This window comes from Amycolatopsis sp. 505, from assembly GCF_031625235.1.
Classification (GTDB): Bacteria; Actinomycetota; Actinomycetes; order Mycobacteriales; family Pseudonocardiaceae; genus Amycolatopsis.
Genome location: NZ_JACKQP010000003.1, coordinates 365671 through 379922, shown reverse-complemented (window position 1 = coordinate 379922; position 14252 = coordinate 365671). Strand labels below are relative to the sequence as shown.

Annotated in this window: 16 protein-coding genes; 3 read left to right on the top strand and 13 right to left on the bottom strand. The window is 71.5% G+C overall.

Annotated elements, in window-relative coordinates:
• Positions 1-71: 71 nt before the first annotated feature.
• The 6 genes from H5965_RS13290 to H5965_RS13265 all read right to left on the bottom strand — a co-directional run bounded on the left by H5965_RS13290 (position 72) and on the right by H5965_RS13265 (position 3645).
• Positions 72-689 carry a hypothetical protein gene (locus H5965_RS13290; protein ID WP_310969970.1) on the bottom strand — a complete coding sequence of 206 codons (618 nt, stop codon included), beginning with the start codon at positions 687-689 and terminating at the stop codon, positions 72-74.
• A complete protein-coding gene (locus tag H5965_RS13285) occupies positions 686-1813 on the bottom strand; it encodes a hypothetical protein (protein WP_310969969.1) in 1128 nt (375 codons plus the stop codon). The genes H5965_RS13290 and H5965_RS13285 overlap by 4 nt, the downstream gene beginning before the upstream one ends.
• On the bottom strand, positions 1810-2145 hold the full coding sequence (locus H5965_RS13280; RefSeq protein ID WP_310969968.1) for a hypothetical protein: 336 nt from the start codon (positions 2143-2145) through the stop codon (positions 1810-1812). Before H5965_RS13280 ends, H5965_RS13285 begins: the two co-directional genes overlap by 4 nt.
• Positions 2146-2156: 11 nt before the next feature.
• A complete protein-coding gene (locus tag H5965_RS13275) occupies positions 2157-2651 on the bottom strand; it encodes a YbaB/EbfC family nucleoid-associated protein (protein ID WP_310969967.1) in 495 nt (164 codons plus the stop codon).
• Between the two features lie 89 nt (positions 2652-2740).
• The gene (locus tag H5965_RS13270) at positions 2741-3043 is read right to left on the bottom strand and encodes a DUF1905 domain-containing protein (RefSeq protein ID WP_310969966.1); all 303 of its coding nucleotides are present in this window, start codon (positions 3041-3043) and stop codon (positions 2741-2743) included.
• A gap of 35 nt (positions 3044-3078) precedes the next feature.
• Positions 3079-3645: a hypothetical protein gene (locus H5965_RS13265; RefSeq protein WP_396136900.1), complete on the bottom strand. Its 567-nt coding sequence runs from the start codon at positions 3643-3645 to the stop codon at positions 3079-3081.
• A 175-nt stretch (positions 3646-3820) separates the two neighbouring features.
• On the opposite strand from H5965_RS13265, the gene H5965_RS13260 reads away from it, so the two are divergent.
• A complete protein-coding gene (locus H5965_RS13260) occupies positions 3821-5473 on the top strand; it encodes a glutamate--tRNA ligase family protein (RefSeq protein ID WP_310969964.1) in 1653 nt (550 codons plus the stop codon).
• Between the two features lie 241 nt (positions 5474-5714).
• On the opposite strand, the gene H5965_RS13255 is transcribed toward H5965_RS13260, so the two are convergent.
• From H5965_RS13255 to H5965_RS13235, 5 genes are read right to left on the bottom strand one after another with little or no spacing between them, the layout of a single operon-like run.
• Positions 5715-6092 carry a hypothetical protein gene (locus tag H5965_RS13255; protein ID WP_310969963.1) on the bottom strand — a complete coding sequence of 126 codons (378 nt, stop codon included), beginning with the start codon at positions 6090-6092 and terminating at the stop codon, positions 5715-5717.
• A gap of 36 nt (positions 6093-6128) precedes the next feature.
• Positions 6129-7988, bottom strand: coding sequence for a CheR family methyltransferase (locus H5965_RS13250; protein ID WP_310969962.1), 1860 nt, complete (start codon positions 7986-7988; stop codon positions 6129-6131).
• Between the two features lie 11 nt (positions 7989-7999).
• Positions 8000-8761, bottom strand: coding sequence for an ATP-binding protein (locus H5965_RS13245; protein ID WP_310969961.1), 762 nt, complete (start codon positions 8759-8761; stop codon positions 8000-8002).
• Positions 8758-9783, bottom strand: coding sequence for a chemotaxis protein CheB (locus tag H5965_RS13240; protein WP_310969960.1), 1026 nt, complete (start codon positions 9781-9783; stop codon positions 8758-8760). The genes H5965_RS13245 and H5965_RS13240 overlap by 4 nt, the downstream gene beginning before the upstream one ends.
• A gap of 38 nt (positions 9784-9821) precedes the next feature.
• Positions 9822-10451 carry a chemotaxis protein CheB gene (locus H5965_RS13235; protein WP_310969959.1) on the bottom strand — a complete coding sequence of 210 codons (630 nt, stop codon included), beginning with the start codon at positions 10449-10451 and terminating at the stop codon, positions 9822-9824.
• A 165-nt stretch (positions 10452-10616) separates the two neighbouring features.
• Between H5965_RS13235 and H5965_RS13230 the strand changes: the two genes are divergently transcribed.
• Positions 10617-11009: a hypothetical protein gene (locus H5965_RS13230; RefSeq protein ID WP_310969958.1), complete on the top strand. Its 393-nt coding sequence runs from the start codon at positions 10617-10619 to the stop codon at positions 11007-11009.
• 9 nt (positions 11010-11018) lie between these two features.
• Here the strand turns inward: H5965_RS13230 and H5965_RS13225 are convergent, their stop codons facing one another.
• On the bottom strand, positions 11019-11423 hold the full coding sequence (locus H5965_RS13225) for a ChaB family protein (protein WP_310969957.1): 405 nt from the start codon (positions 11421-11423) through the stop codon (positions 11019-11021).
• Between the two features lie 227 nt (positions 11424-11650).
• Here H5965_RS13225 and H5965_RS13220 point away from each other — a divergent pair, with 227 nt between their 5' ends.
• Entirely contained in the window at positions 11651-13633 is a 1983-nt protein-coding gene (locus tag H5965_RS13220) for an amino acid transporter (protein WP_310969956.1), read from the top strand.
• A 180-nt stretch (positions 13634-13813) separates the two neighbouring features.
• Here H5965_RS13220 and H5965_RS13215 read toward each other — a convergent pair whose 3' ends face one another.
• Entirely contained in the window at positions 13814-14203 is a 390-nt protein-coding gene (locus tag H5965_RS13215; protein ID WP_310969955.1) for a hypothetical protein, read from the bottom strand.
• Between the last annotated feature and the right edge of the window lie 49 nt (positions 14204-14252).

The following is a 14252-nucleotide window of genomic DNA, read 5'->3' as shown; positions in this document are numbered from 1 at the left end:
CCTGGGGCGTGCGCCACCACGACGACGGCAAGGTCGTCTGGGGCCCGCCTGGCCTGCACCAGCGAAGCAGACTAACGGCCGTTCCAGTGGACGATGTCCGGGAACTCGACGAACTTCCGCAGGTGCTGCTGCTCGGTGCGGCCCTGCACGGGCAGTCGGAAGATCGAGCCGTCCGGCCAGGTCAGCGTGCTCTTGCGGAAGCTCAGCTCCGGCGCCTGCGGCTTGCGCGCTTCCCAGACGATCCGCGGCGGCGGCGCGTCGGCCGGGTCGGTCGAGGTCGCCCCGGTGTCCACCACCGCCAGGCACGACGGCGAGCACGCCAGCCACGCGCCCCCCACGGACCGGAGGCGGTCGGCCAGGTCGAGCGCCATCGCGTTCTCCGGGCCGGTGACGCCGATCACGCGCTGGAACGGCAGCCCCGGCCGTTCGCCGTGCGCCAGGGCGAAGACGCCGAACACCGCGGCACCGATCCCGCGCAGGATGTTCCAGAAGAACCGCCGGATCAGCCGCTTCCCGACGACGGTGCCGTCCCGGCGGCGGCCGGGGACGTCGTAGCCCACGTCGGTGTCGCCGAGGTGCAGCACGATGACCGGCTCGTGCCACCGGTCCCGCAGCAGCGCCTCGACGCGCTCGCGGTGCCCGGGCCGGACCCGGGTGTCCTCGGCCCAGCGGTCGATGCGCTCGCTCAAATGTCGAGATCCTTGCGCGTCTCCTCCGGGCTCCGGTCCCCGCCGATCTCGCTCTTGTCGAACCACGGCTCATCCCCCTCGGCGGACACAGCTTCCTTGCCTTCGGCGAACGCGCCCTTGCCCGCCCCGATGCCGGCCTTCACACCCGCGCCGGCCAGGAACGGCTTGACCCCGGCCGAGGTGCCGAACATCGTCGTGAGCGCCCGGTTGCTCGGCTGCCAGCCCTGGGCGACCGCGCCGAAACCGAACTTCGTCTCGCCCGGCATCACGCCGATGCGCAGCTTGCGGGCGAACACCTCGAGCTTCCCGGAGTACCGGACCAGGAACTCCATGAACTTGTCGAGCAGCTTGCCGAACTTGCCGAGGTAGCGCGTCACCTTCTGCAGCACGCTGGCCGCCTTGGCGATCGACGCGGTCATCGCGGCCGCCACCGAGCCGCCGAAGCTGATCACCGACGCCGCCAGCGCCGGCAGCCACAGCGTGATCAGCCAGGACACCAATTCGGTGATGATCCCCTTGATCACCTCTTCGATGACCACCATGACCATCGACCACATCTGCAGCACTTCGGCCACCGAACCGGCGGCCGAGCCGATGCCGCGGATGCCGGAGGAGAAGTCGCCCAGCGCTTCCTTCGCCGCGTTGCCGGCTTCGTCCACCCACTCGGCCAGCGCGGTGTCGCCGGTGCGCTCGAAGTCGTCGGCCAGCGCGACGAAGCCCTGCGCGATCGTGACGAAGTTTTCCGACGCGTGGCCGATGGCCGGGCCGTCGCCGGTGACCTGGTGCAGCGCGTCCTGCAGCGGCTGGACCAGTTCGAGCAGCATATTGAGGCCGTGGCTGACCAGCCACCCGATCGGGTCCATCGCGAAGGTGACCATGTCGGCGGCCGCGGCCCCGACGAACGCCGCGCCGTCCCCCACCAGCGCCGCTCCCGCGGAGGCCAGCTCGCCCGGGCCGTCGGCCTCCGCGGCCTGCCGGGCGTGTTCGCCGATCTTCTTGCCCGCCTTGTAGGCGGTGCCGGCCACCGGCACGAACCCGGCCGCGCGGTCGAGGTTCGCGCCCATGCTCTCGTCGTAGGCCCCGACGTCCAGCGCGTCGGCGATGCTCTTCTTCGGCTCGGTCACTCGCCCTGTCCGATCGCGTCGATTTCCGCCTCGTACCGGCCGAAGGTGACCTTCCCGGCGTCTTCGGCGCCCTGGTACATCTCCGCGGCCTTGGTCAGCTTCGTGGTGAACCCGTCCACGCCGTCCTTGAGGTCGGTGAGCAGCGAACGCAGCTCGGCGAGGCGGTCGGTGTAGCCCTGCTTGGCCCAGAGGCCGACAAGTCCCCAAGCTTCGTTCGTGACGTCGGCGGCGTCGATCTTCGCGCCGAACTTGTCCGCTTCCTGCTCGTAGAACGGCAGTTGCTTGGCGTAGGCGGAGATCGCCCCGATGTTCGTCTGGATTCCGTCTGGCATCGCGGGTTTCCCTAGGATCGGCGGAGGATGGGGCCCTGGTCGAAGTCGTCGTCGTCCCCGGCGACGGGCCGGCGGACGGGCCGCGACGGCTGCCGCGGCTGAGGGTCCGACGCAGGTTCGGCCGCCGCGGTTCCGAACGCTTCCGCCTGGGCTTCGCGCACCTGCGCCGAGACGTCGACGCCGAACGCGTCGCCGAAGGTCTCGTCCACGATGCCGGCCTGCTGCTGCGCGGCCCCGGCCGCCGCCCGGCGGATGGTGGCCATGATCGTCGCGGCCAGCTGCCCGGCCTCGACGCGGGTGGCCCCGGCGGTGAGCCGCAGGTCGGTGATGGTCCCGCCGGCGCCCGCGGTGACGGTCACGGTGCCGTCCGGCGAGGTCACGGTGGTCTCCAGCCGGGCGATCCGCTCCTGCATGTCGCCGACGCCGGCGAAGCGGGCCTCGGCCTGCCGCACCTTGTTCTGGAAGTTCTGGAACTGGGCGATCAGCTCGTCCATCTGGGCGGACATCGTGTCTCCCTTTGCGCGGTTCGGGGCCCTGTGCCCGCATCATGACAGATCCGTTCCGCCGCCGATCGCGTTTCGCGCCGATCGCGCGCTCAGAAATCGACGAGCTCCACGGTGACGGTGCAGGTGTCCCCCACGCCGAGGCCTTCGGCGTTCCGGACGGCGCGTTTCACCGGCAGGACGTAGGCCTCGCGCGCACTGTCCGGGAAGATCGACGTCTGCCAGCTCGTGGCGCCGATCGTCACCCGGACGCGCACCGCACCGAACCCGCGCCGCGGCTCGGCGGCGAGCTCGCGGATGTCCTCCGACGCGTCGGCGGGCAGGCTGACGAAGACCCAGCTCTCGGTGCGCCGGGCGTCCCATTCCCACAGCTCGGCCTCGAAGACGATGATCACGCCCGCAGTGTCACACGGGGCACCGACAATTTCCGTCAGAGGCAGGGCGGCCGGTAGCCGTCGATGCGCAGGCCGCGGAATTCCAGCTCGTTGGGCGTCTTGCCGACGAACACCAGCCCCCGCGCTTCGCGCAGCGCCGAGGCGAACGAGTACGACGGCGTCCCCAGCTCCGGCAGCGACGTCCACCGGCGCGGCGAGAAGCTGAAGAACTTCGTCACCAGCCGGCCGCCCGTCGACGGCACCGGTGTCAGCCACTTGTCGCCGCCACTCCAGTGCGACGCCGGGCGCAGCTGGACGTAGAGGTCTTCGGTCGCGCGGTAGGTCAGCAGGAATCCCGCCGACCGGGACAGGTCGGCCTGCGCCTCGAACCGGTTGCCCAGCCAGACGACGGCCACGTGCCACTCGGCGTTCAGGAACGTCACCCTGGCCGCATACCGGCGCCCCTCGGGCACGAGCAGGCCCCCGGTGGCCGGGACGGTCGTCCCTTCGCCGCTGGCCAGCCACTGCTGCAGCCGGTCGATCGACGGGCTCGCGCACTCGCGGCCCGGCGCCGCGGAAGCCGACGCCGTCCCGGTCAGCGGAAACACCAGGAGGGCCGTCAAGGCGGAAAGCGTTCTGGCGAAAGGAAATCGTCCACGCATTCCCGGCAAGCTAGCACCACGGCCTGCCGAGCACCACCTGCCCGGGTGGGGCGGCAGGCCGCACGGCTAGGCTCGTCGTCGGCGAAACCGGCCATTTTCGCCGAGGCAAGCGCACCACGACGCGGGAGAACAACCCATGCTGGACCGAGCGGTCATCGACGCACTCTTCCCTGCCGACCTGCCCGAGCCCGAGCACTGGGAGCAGCAGTACCCCGCCCGCGACCTGCCCGAAGGCGCGCTGGTCACGCGCCTGGGCCCGTCGCCGACCGGCTCCCTCCACCTCGGCGGCGTCTACGTCGGCCTGATCGACCAGGACGTCGCCCGGCGCTCCGGCGGCCGCTACCTCGTGCGCATCGAGGACACCGACCAGTCCCGCGAGGTCGAGGGCGTCCTCGAGCAGTTCGAGCGCGGCTTCTCCTACTTCCACCTCGCCGCCGACGAGGACATCCACCGCGGCGGCGGCTACGGCCCGTACCAGCAGTCGGCCCGCGAGCGGATCTACCTCAGCTACGTCCGCGACCTGCTGCGCCAGGGCAAGGCCTACCTCGACTTCGCCACCAAGGAGGAGCTGGCCGCCATCACCCAGCGGCAGCAGGCCACCAAGCTGCCGACCGGGTACTACGGCAGCTGGGCGATCTGGCGCGACGCCGATCCGGCCGACGTCCAGGCCAAGCTCGACGCCGGCGCCCCGTACGTCGTGCGGTTCCGCGCCCCCGACGACACGGGTGCCCGCGCCCGCTTCACCGACGCCATCCGCGGGCCCCTGGAAGCCGAGGCGAACCGCAACGACGTCGTCATCCTCAAGAGCTCCGACCAGAGCCCCCGGCTGCCGACGTACCACTTCGCGCACGCCGTCGACGACCACCTCATGCGGGTGAACCTGGTGATCCGCGGCGACGAGTGGATCTCGTCGGTCCCGGTGCACCAGCAGCTGTTCGACGCGCTCGGCTTCGAGCCGATCACCTACGCGCACATCGCGCCGCTGATGAAGCAGGAGGGCGGCAGCAAGCGCAAGCTGTCCAAGCGCAAGGACCCGGAAGCGTCGGTCGACTTCTTCATCGAGACCGGCTACCCCGCCGAGGCGGTGCTGTACTACCTGCGCGGCCTCGTCAACGGCCGGCTCGCGGAAATGCCGCTGGAGCAGGCGCTGACCGAGCCGATCAACCTCGCCGAGTGCGGCGTGGCGGGCCCGCTGGTGGACCTGGTCAAGCTGGACGACATTTCGGCCGACCACATCGCGACGCTGTCCGGCGCCGAGATCCTCGAGGCCGTGCGCGGCTGGGCCGAGCGGTTCGACCCCGAGCTGCGCCGGGTCCTGGACGAGGAGCAGGACCTCGCGCTGCGCGCGCTGGCGGTCGAGCGCGAGGGGGCGGAGAACCCGCGCAAGGACCTGAAGAAGTGGAGCGAGTTCCGCGCGGTCTACGGCTTCTTCTTCCCGCAGCTGCACGCGGCGGTCACCGGCCCCGAGGACGAGCGCATCGCGGCCCTGGGCGTCGACCCGGTGGTCGTCCGGGCGGTGGCCCACGACTTCGCGGCGGACTACCGCCAGCTCGACGACGGCCAGGAGTGGTTCGACCAGATCCGCACGGTCGCGGCCAAGCACGGCTTCGCCCGCAACGCCAAGGAGTTCAAGAAGAACCCCGAGGGCTTCCCGGGTTCGATCCGCGAGGCTTCGCAGATCATCCGCATCGCACTGACCGGGTCGACGCGCAGCCCGGACCTGCACGCGATCACCCAGGCCCTGGGCGAGGACGAGGTCCTCGGCCGCATCGCGGCGCTGACCAAGTAGCGGCCGCGGGGCTCCGGCGACGCTTGTCGCCGGAGCCCTGGCCACGCTTATCGGGCGCTGGAGCCCTCGTCGTCCTCGAAGGGGCGGAACGCGAACCGCACCACGCTCGGCAGCCGGCTCCCGGGCCGGACCCCGCTCCCCCGCCCCGGCCCCACAATCACGCACGCCGCCAAACGACCTCGCTCGGCCCGCCGAGCAAAGACGGGAACCTCGGCCGGATCGCCGCCCCCACCAGGCGACTTCAGGCCCCGGAGCCCTCGTCGTCCTCGAAAGGGCGGAACGCGAACCGCACCACGCTCGGCACCCGGCTGCCGCTGTCGACCACCGCGGCGATCAGCCCCGCTGCGTCCTCGCCATCCAGCCGGGCCAGCAGGCGGGCGAGCGCTTCCGGCGCCCCCACCGGCTCCGCCGGCGTCTGGATCAGCGTGCGGTGGAGGATGCCGATGTCCCACCCGTCCCCGCTGCCGCTGCCCGCCGCCGTGCGGATCGTGGCGTCGAGCAGCCAGCGCGGTGGCTTGCCGGTCAGTGCCGGTGTCGCGTGCGCTGTCAAGCCGACGACCTGGTCGGCCCTCAGCAGGCCGTCGCTGAGGGTCGCGAGCCACACCTTGTTCAACCCCATGGATCAACGGATAGCACCCGGCGGGCGCGGCCGCAATCACTCGGGTTGCTCGGACTTCGTCTCCTCCATCATCAGCAGCGCGCCGTGGCTCTCGCCGTTCGAGGCGCGCAGCGGGCTGCACAGCAGGCGGACGACCGCCGCGCGGCCGCGGCGGTTGATCGCGTCGAGCATCAGCTCGCCGTAGTACGTCGCGTCCGACAGGGCTTCGCGGACCACCGGGCGGATGTCGGCGACCGGGAGGCCGATGTCCAGGTTCAGCAGGTGGGTGCCTTCGGCCTCCTCCCGCCGCACGCCCCAGAGGTCCTCGGCGCCGCGGTTCCACGCCTTGATCCGCATCTCGGAGTCGATGACAACAATGCCGGCCCGGATCGAGGTGAGCACCGATTCGAGGAACTCGTTCACCTCGTCGAGGTCGAGGCTGCGCTCGCGCAGGGCGTCGTTGATCGTCTGCAGCTCGTCGTTGGTGGACTGCAGCTCTTCGTTCATCGTCTCCAGTTCCTCGTTGGTGGACTGGAGTTCCTCGTTGGTCGTCTCCAATTCCTCCACTGTGGACTGGAGTTCTTCGTTGGTGGTCTCGAGCTCCTCGTTGGTCGACTGGAGTTCCTCGTAGGCCGACTCCAGCTGCCGGTTGGTGTGCTCCAGCTCGGTGAGCAGCTGGCGCGCCCCGCTCACGTCGTGGAACACCACCGAGACGCCGAGCAGGGACTTGTCCTTGTTCACCAGCGGGTTGATGTGTACCTCGTACCAGACGGTCTCGCCGGCCCGGCGCCACTCGACATCTTTGATCCGCAGCGACCGGCGTTCCAGCCGGGCCTGCTCGACGTACGCGCGCAGCGCCACCGGGCGGTAGGAGACGTCGAGGTCGCGCAGCGGACGGCCGACGTCCCGGTCGGACAGCCCGAACGCGGCTTCCGCCTGCGCGTTGATCAACGCGGTCGTCTCGCCTTCGGTGACGACGATCTGGGCGACCGGACTGGCCGAAAAGGCGTGCTCACGCAGTTCTTCGAGACCGGAGATGTCCTGCGTGCGCCGCGGCGGGATGCCGTGGGACACGAAGTGGTTGAAGCTCACCGGCGCGTTGACCGCCTTGCGGAAGACGCGCCGCTTGAGGTCCACCGGCTCGAAGATCCTGGTGTGGGACAACAGCATCTCCGCCTTGCCGAGGAACAGCACACCGCGCGGGGCGAGAGCGAAGTGGAACCGCTCCAGGATCTTGGTCTGGGTCTCGGCGTTGAAGTACATCAGCGTGTTGCGGCAGACCAGCAGGTCGATCCGCGAGATCGGCGCGTCCTGCACGAGGTCGTTGCGGCCGAAGATCACCGACCGGCGCAGGTCCTTGCGGAAGCAGTACCGGCTGCCCTGCAGCTCGAAGAACTGCTCCAGCTGCGCCTCGCTGAGCCCTTCGACCTCGGCCGGGGTGTAGGCCGCGTGCCGGGCCTGCGCCAGCGCCTCGTCGTCGACGTCGGTGGCGTAGATCTTCACCCGCTGCCGGAACGCTTCGATCCCGAGCGCGTCGGCGAAGAGCATCGCGAGGCTGTAGGCCTCCTGCCCGGCCGAGCAGCCCGCGCTCCACACGCGGATCGGCTCGTCGGGACTGCGCTCGGCCAGCAGGGTGGGCAGCACGTGCACGCGCAGGTGGTCCCACGCGTCCGGGTCGCGGAAGAACCCGGTCACGTTGATCAGGATCGTGTTGAACAGCGCGACGAACTCGTCGGCGTTGACCTGGAGCTGGTCGATGTAGTCCGCGTAGCTGTCGATCTCGACCTGGCTCATCCGGCGGCGGACCCGGCGCATCAGGCTGCTCCGCTTGTACCCGGTGAAGTCGAAGCCCCTCGACTCCTTGAGGTAGGTGAGCACGGACTCGAACTCACCGTTGGGTTCCTTGGGCTCGGTCACGGTCCGACACGCTACCCGGCCGGACGGTCACCGGTGGTGCGGGCACTCGGAACCAGCACGGCCCAGACGACCTTGCCCCCGGCCCACGACCGGCTGCAACCCCACGAACGGGCGACCTGCGCGACCAGCTTCAGCCCCATGCCCGGTTCGAACGGGGACAGCCGTTCGAGCAGCATCGCCGGCCGCGCGTCCTGGTCGGCCACGGCCACCGTGCACACCCCGCGGCGGAGGTCCAGCCGCACCTTCGGTTCGGATGTGGTGTGCCGCAGGACGTTCTCGGCCAGCTCGGTGGCGATCAGGCGGGCGTCCTCGGCGAGCTCGGCCACCTCCCACTCGAGCAACCGGCGCGTCACGAACTCACGGATGCGCGCCGAAGTGCTTTCCCCGCGGGTGAAGGTGCGTTCACTCCGGCGGCGTACCGGGTGGTCCAGCGCCGCGACCGCCGCCACCGGGTCGGCGCGGACCGGGACGTAGCGGTCGACCACGTGCCGGCTCAGCAGCGCCCGCTGCCCCGGATCGGCGACGATCGCGAACGGGATGCCCGGCCAGTCGCCGATCCGCATGGCGACCAGGGAGAACACGCTCACCAGCGAGGAGTCGGCGATGGCCAGCTCCCCGATGTCGGCCACCAGCCCGTCCGGCGCGTCGGTGGCGATCTTGAGCAGGCCGTCGCGCAGGACGGGGTACGAGCCGAGGTTCAGTTCACCGCTGACCTGCACGACGGTCGCCTCTTCGCGGCGGCCGACGGTCAGGTGGACGGGGGTGTGACTCATGGTGCCGCCGTTTCCTCCCCGGCGCCGTCGGTCGTCTCGAGGAGGAACCGGCGCAAGGTCTCCGCGGCTTGCGCGGCTTCCCTGGCCGACGCCGCATAACGGTCCGAGAGCCCGCCCGGGTGCCGGCCGGAGAGCTGGGCGGCCAGCTTCCGGGCCAGGCCCGCCTTTTCGTCGAGCGCGCGCAGCGCCTTCTGCAACGCGAACCGGAACTCGCCGTCGTGGGCCGCGAGCAGGGCCTGCGCTGACCAGGCGTGCCCGATCCGGCAGCGGTACCGGCCGGGGTCGACCTCGGTGAGCGAGCCCTGGCAGTCCGGGCAGGTGTACCCGGATCCGTCGTCCCGCTCGGCGTCCGGGAGCGCGCCGGCGCGGACCGCTTCGCGGGCGATCCGGTCCTCCAGCAGCAGGGACACCGGGGGCGGCGGGAGCTCGGCCGCCTCGACCGGCATCCGGACCAGCTTGTCGAGCAGCGCGCCGAGCTCGCCGGCCCGCACCACGTGCTCGGTGTCCACCTGGGCCAGCGCGTTCTCCGGCATGCCGCTGTACAGCGCGTCGGCCGGATCCTGGACGACGGCGACGCCGCCCCGGTCCGCGATCGCGCGCAACCCGGCCGCGCCGTCGTCCAGCACGCCCGAGAGCACGACGCCGATGGCCCTCGGACCGCCGGTCAGGGCAGCCGACCGAAAGGTCGCGTTGATCGCCGGGCGGTGCCCGTTCTCGGTCGGCCCCTGGGTCAGGACGAGAATCCCGTCGCCGGTGAGCAGGTGCCGGTCCGGCGGCGCGACGGACACGGTGCCCGGCTCGATCGGCGCGCCGTGGCGCGCCTCCCGGGCCGGCAACGGGCCCGCCCGATCGAGAATGCGGGCGAGCGCGCTCTGCGTCCCGGCGGACAGGTGCATGGTGACCAGCACCGCGGCGGGGAAGTCCGGCGGCAGCGCCGACACCACCGTGCGCAGCACCTCGACCCCGCCGGCCGACGCACCGACGACCACGAGGTCACGCCGGAAGGGTGGCACCGCGCCCACCTCCTCACTGTGGAGCTCACGGTAGTGGAGACCGTTCACTACACCGGGTAGCCCCCACCGTCCGGGCTAAACACCCGGTCGCTCGCCGACGAGACGTGGGCGAGCACGGCGGCGGCGATCCCGGGCAGCGGCAGCACGGCGTGGACCAGGCCCGTGCGGATGGCGGCGCCGGGCATGCCGAAGTGCGCGGACGTCGCCTCGTCCTGGGCGAACACGGTGCCGCCGCAGCGGGCGACGGCACGGATCCCGGCCTGGGCGTCGGTGCCCTTGCCGGTCAGCACGACCGCCAGTGCGCGGGGCCCGCACGTGACAGCGAGGGTGGACAGCAGAAGGTCCGCCGACGGCCGCGCCGGCGGCAGGGCGCCGGAGTCCACCAGCACGATGCGCGACTCAGGTGTCAGCAGGAGGTGTCGCGCCGCCGGGACGACCAGGGCCACGCCGGGGACGAGCTCGTCGCCGTCCCTGGCTTCGGCCACCCGGAGTGCGGTGCGCTCGGCCAGGATGGAGGCCAGGTGGCTCGTCCGGAACGGGTCGAGGTGCTGGGCGACGAGCACCGCCGCCGGGAATCCGGCGGGCAGCGGGCCGAGCACCTGCGCCAGGGCGTCCAGGCCGCCGGTCGAGGCGACCAGGGCGACGACGGGGAACCGCGCCGGATGGCCGGTGGTCACCGGTGCTCACCGCCGACGACGACCGGCGAAATCCGCCACGCTGCTGGACGGCTCCGCACGCCTTCGATCGTGTCACGGAACCGCCCCGGCAACCAGCGGTCCGTTGTTCACGCGGACGTGAGATGCTCGACCGCGCAGGCAGGCCGAAGGCGGGAGGCGCAGCGGGTGACCACCTGGATCGACGTGATCAACTTTGTCCGGACGCGGTACGAGGTCCTCGAGGAGTCGGAGGACTGGCTGCGGTTCCGGCTGGAGGGCCCGCGGGACCGGACGCAGCAGGTGACGGTGCATCACCTCGCGGAGCTCGACGGCGGCTCGTGGATCGAGCTCTCCTCCCCGGTCGGCTGGGCCGACAAGGTCGACCTGCGCCGGTTCCTCGAGCTGGCGGGCGGCTCGGCCGTCGGCGGCGCGGCGGTGGTCGACGGCGTCGCGCTGCTCAAGCACACCGTGCCGCTGGAGGACCTCAGCATCCAGGAGGAGTTCGAGCGCCCGCTCAAATCGGTCGTCGCCCGCGCGGACGCCTTCGAGCACGAGCTCACCGGCACCGACGAGTTCTGACCGGGCACCTCACCCGGCCCGCCGGGCCCGGTCGGTGCGCCGGCGGTTCTCCTTCTCCAGGGCGGCGACGAGCTCGTCCTTGGACATCCGCGACCGGCCGGGGACGCCGAGCTGCTTGGCGCGCTCGTAGAGGTGCTGCCGGCTCGCGGTGGCGTTGACGCCGCCGTGAGTCGGCTTTTCGGGCTGCCCGGCGCCCCGGGCGGCCTGCTCGTCCGACGGGCCGCGCTCCGGCTTGGGTTCCCAGTGGTCGCCGACCTTCTCGAAGGTGTGCTTCAAGGCCGAGTAGGCGGTCTGCTGGGCCCGCCGGCCAGGACCGTAGGTGGCGAGGGCGGAGTCGTGCGCGGCCACCCAGGTGTCCTGGGCCTTGCGCGGCGACCGCAGCAGCGTGCTGGGCAAGTCTTCGCGTCCGGGCATGTCACCTCGGCTACCCGTCGTCGCGGCCCGGGAAACGGCGAGCACCGTGTCGACCCTCCCATCACGCGTGTCGACCCTTCAATCACGCGTGATGACCCTCCAATCACGCTGGAGGCCACTACCGTCCGAAGAGGACCGCCGGTCCGGAGCCTCCCGTGCGCCGTCGCTGGGGGGTCGGGCATGCTGAGCACCACGGTTTTGCGGGGACGAGGGGACGAGAGGGCGAAATGGGTGCTTCACCCGATTTGACCATACCGGCGAGCGTCGACAGCCCGGCACCGCCGCAGCCGCCCTCCTCGCCCGTGGCGCGGTGGCTGCTGGAACACCGCGTCGCGCCGGTCGGCCGCGCGGGCGGCGAGGACCACGGCACGCCGCAGGCGTGGTGGAAGGTCATGTGCCTGACCGGCGTCGACTACTTCTCCACCCTCTCTTACCTGCCCGGCATCGCCGCGCTCGCCGCCGGGGCGCTCTCACCGCTGGCGACCCTGCTGATCGTCGCGCTGACGCTGCTCGGGATGCTGCCGATGTACCGCCGGGTGGCCCGCGAAAGCCCGCACGGCCAGGGTTCGGTCGCGATGCTGGAGAACCTGCTGCCGTTCTGGCGCGGGAAGCTCTTCGTCCTCACCCTGCTCGGGTTCGTCGCGACGTCGTGGATCATCACGATCACGCTGTCGTCGGCCGACGCCACGGTGCACATGCTGGAGAACCCGTACCTGCCGGGCTTCCTGCACGGCCACGCGGTGCTGATCACCGTCGTGCTCCTGCTCATCCTCGGCGGGGTGTTCCTGCTCGGCTTCAGCGAGGCCGTCGGGGTCGCCATCCCGCTCGTCGCCGTCTTCCTGCTGCTCAACGCCGTGGTGACGATCGCGGGCGTGATCGACCTGCTCGGCGATCCGGCCGCCCTCTCCCACTGGACCGACGCGCTCACCGCCGGCGGTGGCGGGTTCGCCGGCGTCATCGGCCCGGCCGTCATCGCGTTCCCGATGCTGGTGCTGGGGCTTTCCGGGTTCGAGACCGGCGTGAGCATGATGCCGCTGGTCGCGGCCGAGGGGAAGAACGCCGAGGAGAAGCTGGAATCCCGGATCCGCAACACGCGCAAGCTGCTGACCGCCGCCGCGCTCATCATGTCGGTGTTCCTGATCGCGACCAGCTTCGTCACCACGGTGCTGATCCCGGCCGACGCCTTCAAGGACGGCGGCGAGGCCAACGGCCGCGCCATGGCCTACCTCGCCCACCGCGAACTCGGCGAGCTCTTCGGGACCGTCTACGACGTCAGCAGCGTGCTGATCCTGTGGTTCGCCGGCGCCTCGGCGATGGCGGGGCTGATCAACATCGTGCCGCGGTACCTGCCCTCGTACGGCATGGCACCGGAGTGGGGCCGCGCCGTCCGGCCGGTGGTCGTCGTCTACACGGTGATCAGCATCCTCATCACCATCGCGTTCGGCGCCGACGTCAACGCCCAGGCCGGCGCCTACGCGACCGGCATCCTGGCGATGATGGTCTCCGGCGCGGTCGCGGTCAGCATCTCGGCGATCCGGCACCGCCAGCGCGGTGCGGCCGCCGGCTTCGTCGTCCTGACGCTCGTGCTGCTGTACGCCCTCGTCGAAAACGTCATCGAAAAGCCGGACGGGATCGCCATCTCGGCCCTGTTCATCCTCGGGATCATCGTCGTTTCGCTGGTGTCCCGCGTGTCGCGGACGACGGAACTGCGCGCCGACCGCATCGAGTTCGACGAGGAGGCCCGCCGGTTCATCGCCGACTCACTGGCCCACGACGGCGCCCTGAACATCGTCGCCAACAAGCGCCAGGGCGGCGACCACGCCGAGTATTCGGCGAAGGAGGCCGAACAGCGCGGGATGAACCCGGTGCCGGGCGCGGCCGACATCCTGTTCCTGGAGATCGACGTGGTGGACCCGTCGGAGTTCAGCAACGTGCTCGAGGTGCGCGGCGTGGAGATCGACGGCTACCGGATCCTCCGCGCGAACAGCCCCGCGGCCCCCAACGCGATCGCGGCGATCCTGCTCACCCTGCGCGACGTGACGGGCGTGCGTCCCCGGTGCTACTTCGAGTGGTCGGAGGGCAACCCGCTCGGCCACCTGTTCCGCTACCTGCTCCTCGGCCGCGGCGACACGGCCCCGGTGGTGCGGGAGATCATCCGCAGCGCGGAAAAGGACCCGTCCCGCCGCCCGGGCATCCACGTCGGCGGTTGACGACCGGCTCCGCTCACGGCAGTTTCCGGGCCGTGTCGACCCTTCGATCACGCGTGTCGACCCTGCAAACACGCGTGTCGCCCCTTCGATCACGCGAGCCGAAGGGGCGACCGGCCGTTCGCGGAGAACCGGGGCCGATCCGAAACGCCGGAAGTCACCCCGCGGCGAGGCGAGGGGCCGTCACCGCCAGCCGTCACCGCCGGCCGGCGGCGGACCGGCGCGGCGCACCGGTGCGCGAGCCGGTGCCCGGGCGGGGCCGCGGCCGTCCTGGGGGCGGGGTGCGCGAGCCGGCGCGCGGCCTGGTGCGCGCGCGGGTCCGCGGGCCGGTGGTGGGGTCGCCGGGCGGGGTGCGCGAGCCGGGCGCTCGTCCCGCGGTGCCGGCCGGGGCCGGTTGACCCAGGAGTCGAACAGCAGGATCAGGCCGGCGAACACCGCGAAGCCGATGCCCAGCCCGATGTGGACGAGCGCGCCGAGGATGCCGGCGACGAGCAGCACCGGCAGCACCGCCATCAGGCAGAACGGGTCGATGCGGCCGAATTTCGGGCGCGACGGCCCTTCTCGGGGACTCACCGTGCGGTCTCCGGGTTCCTGCGCGCCATTCCAGCAGTATGCAACGGCG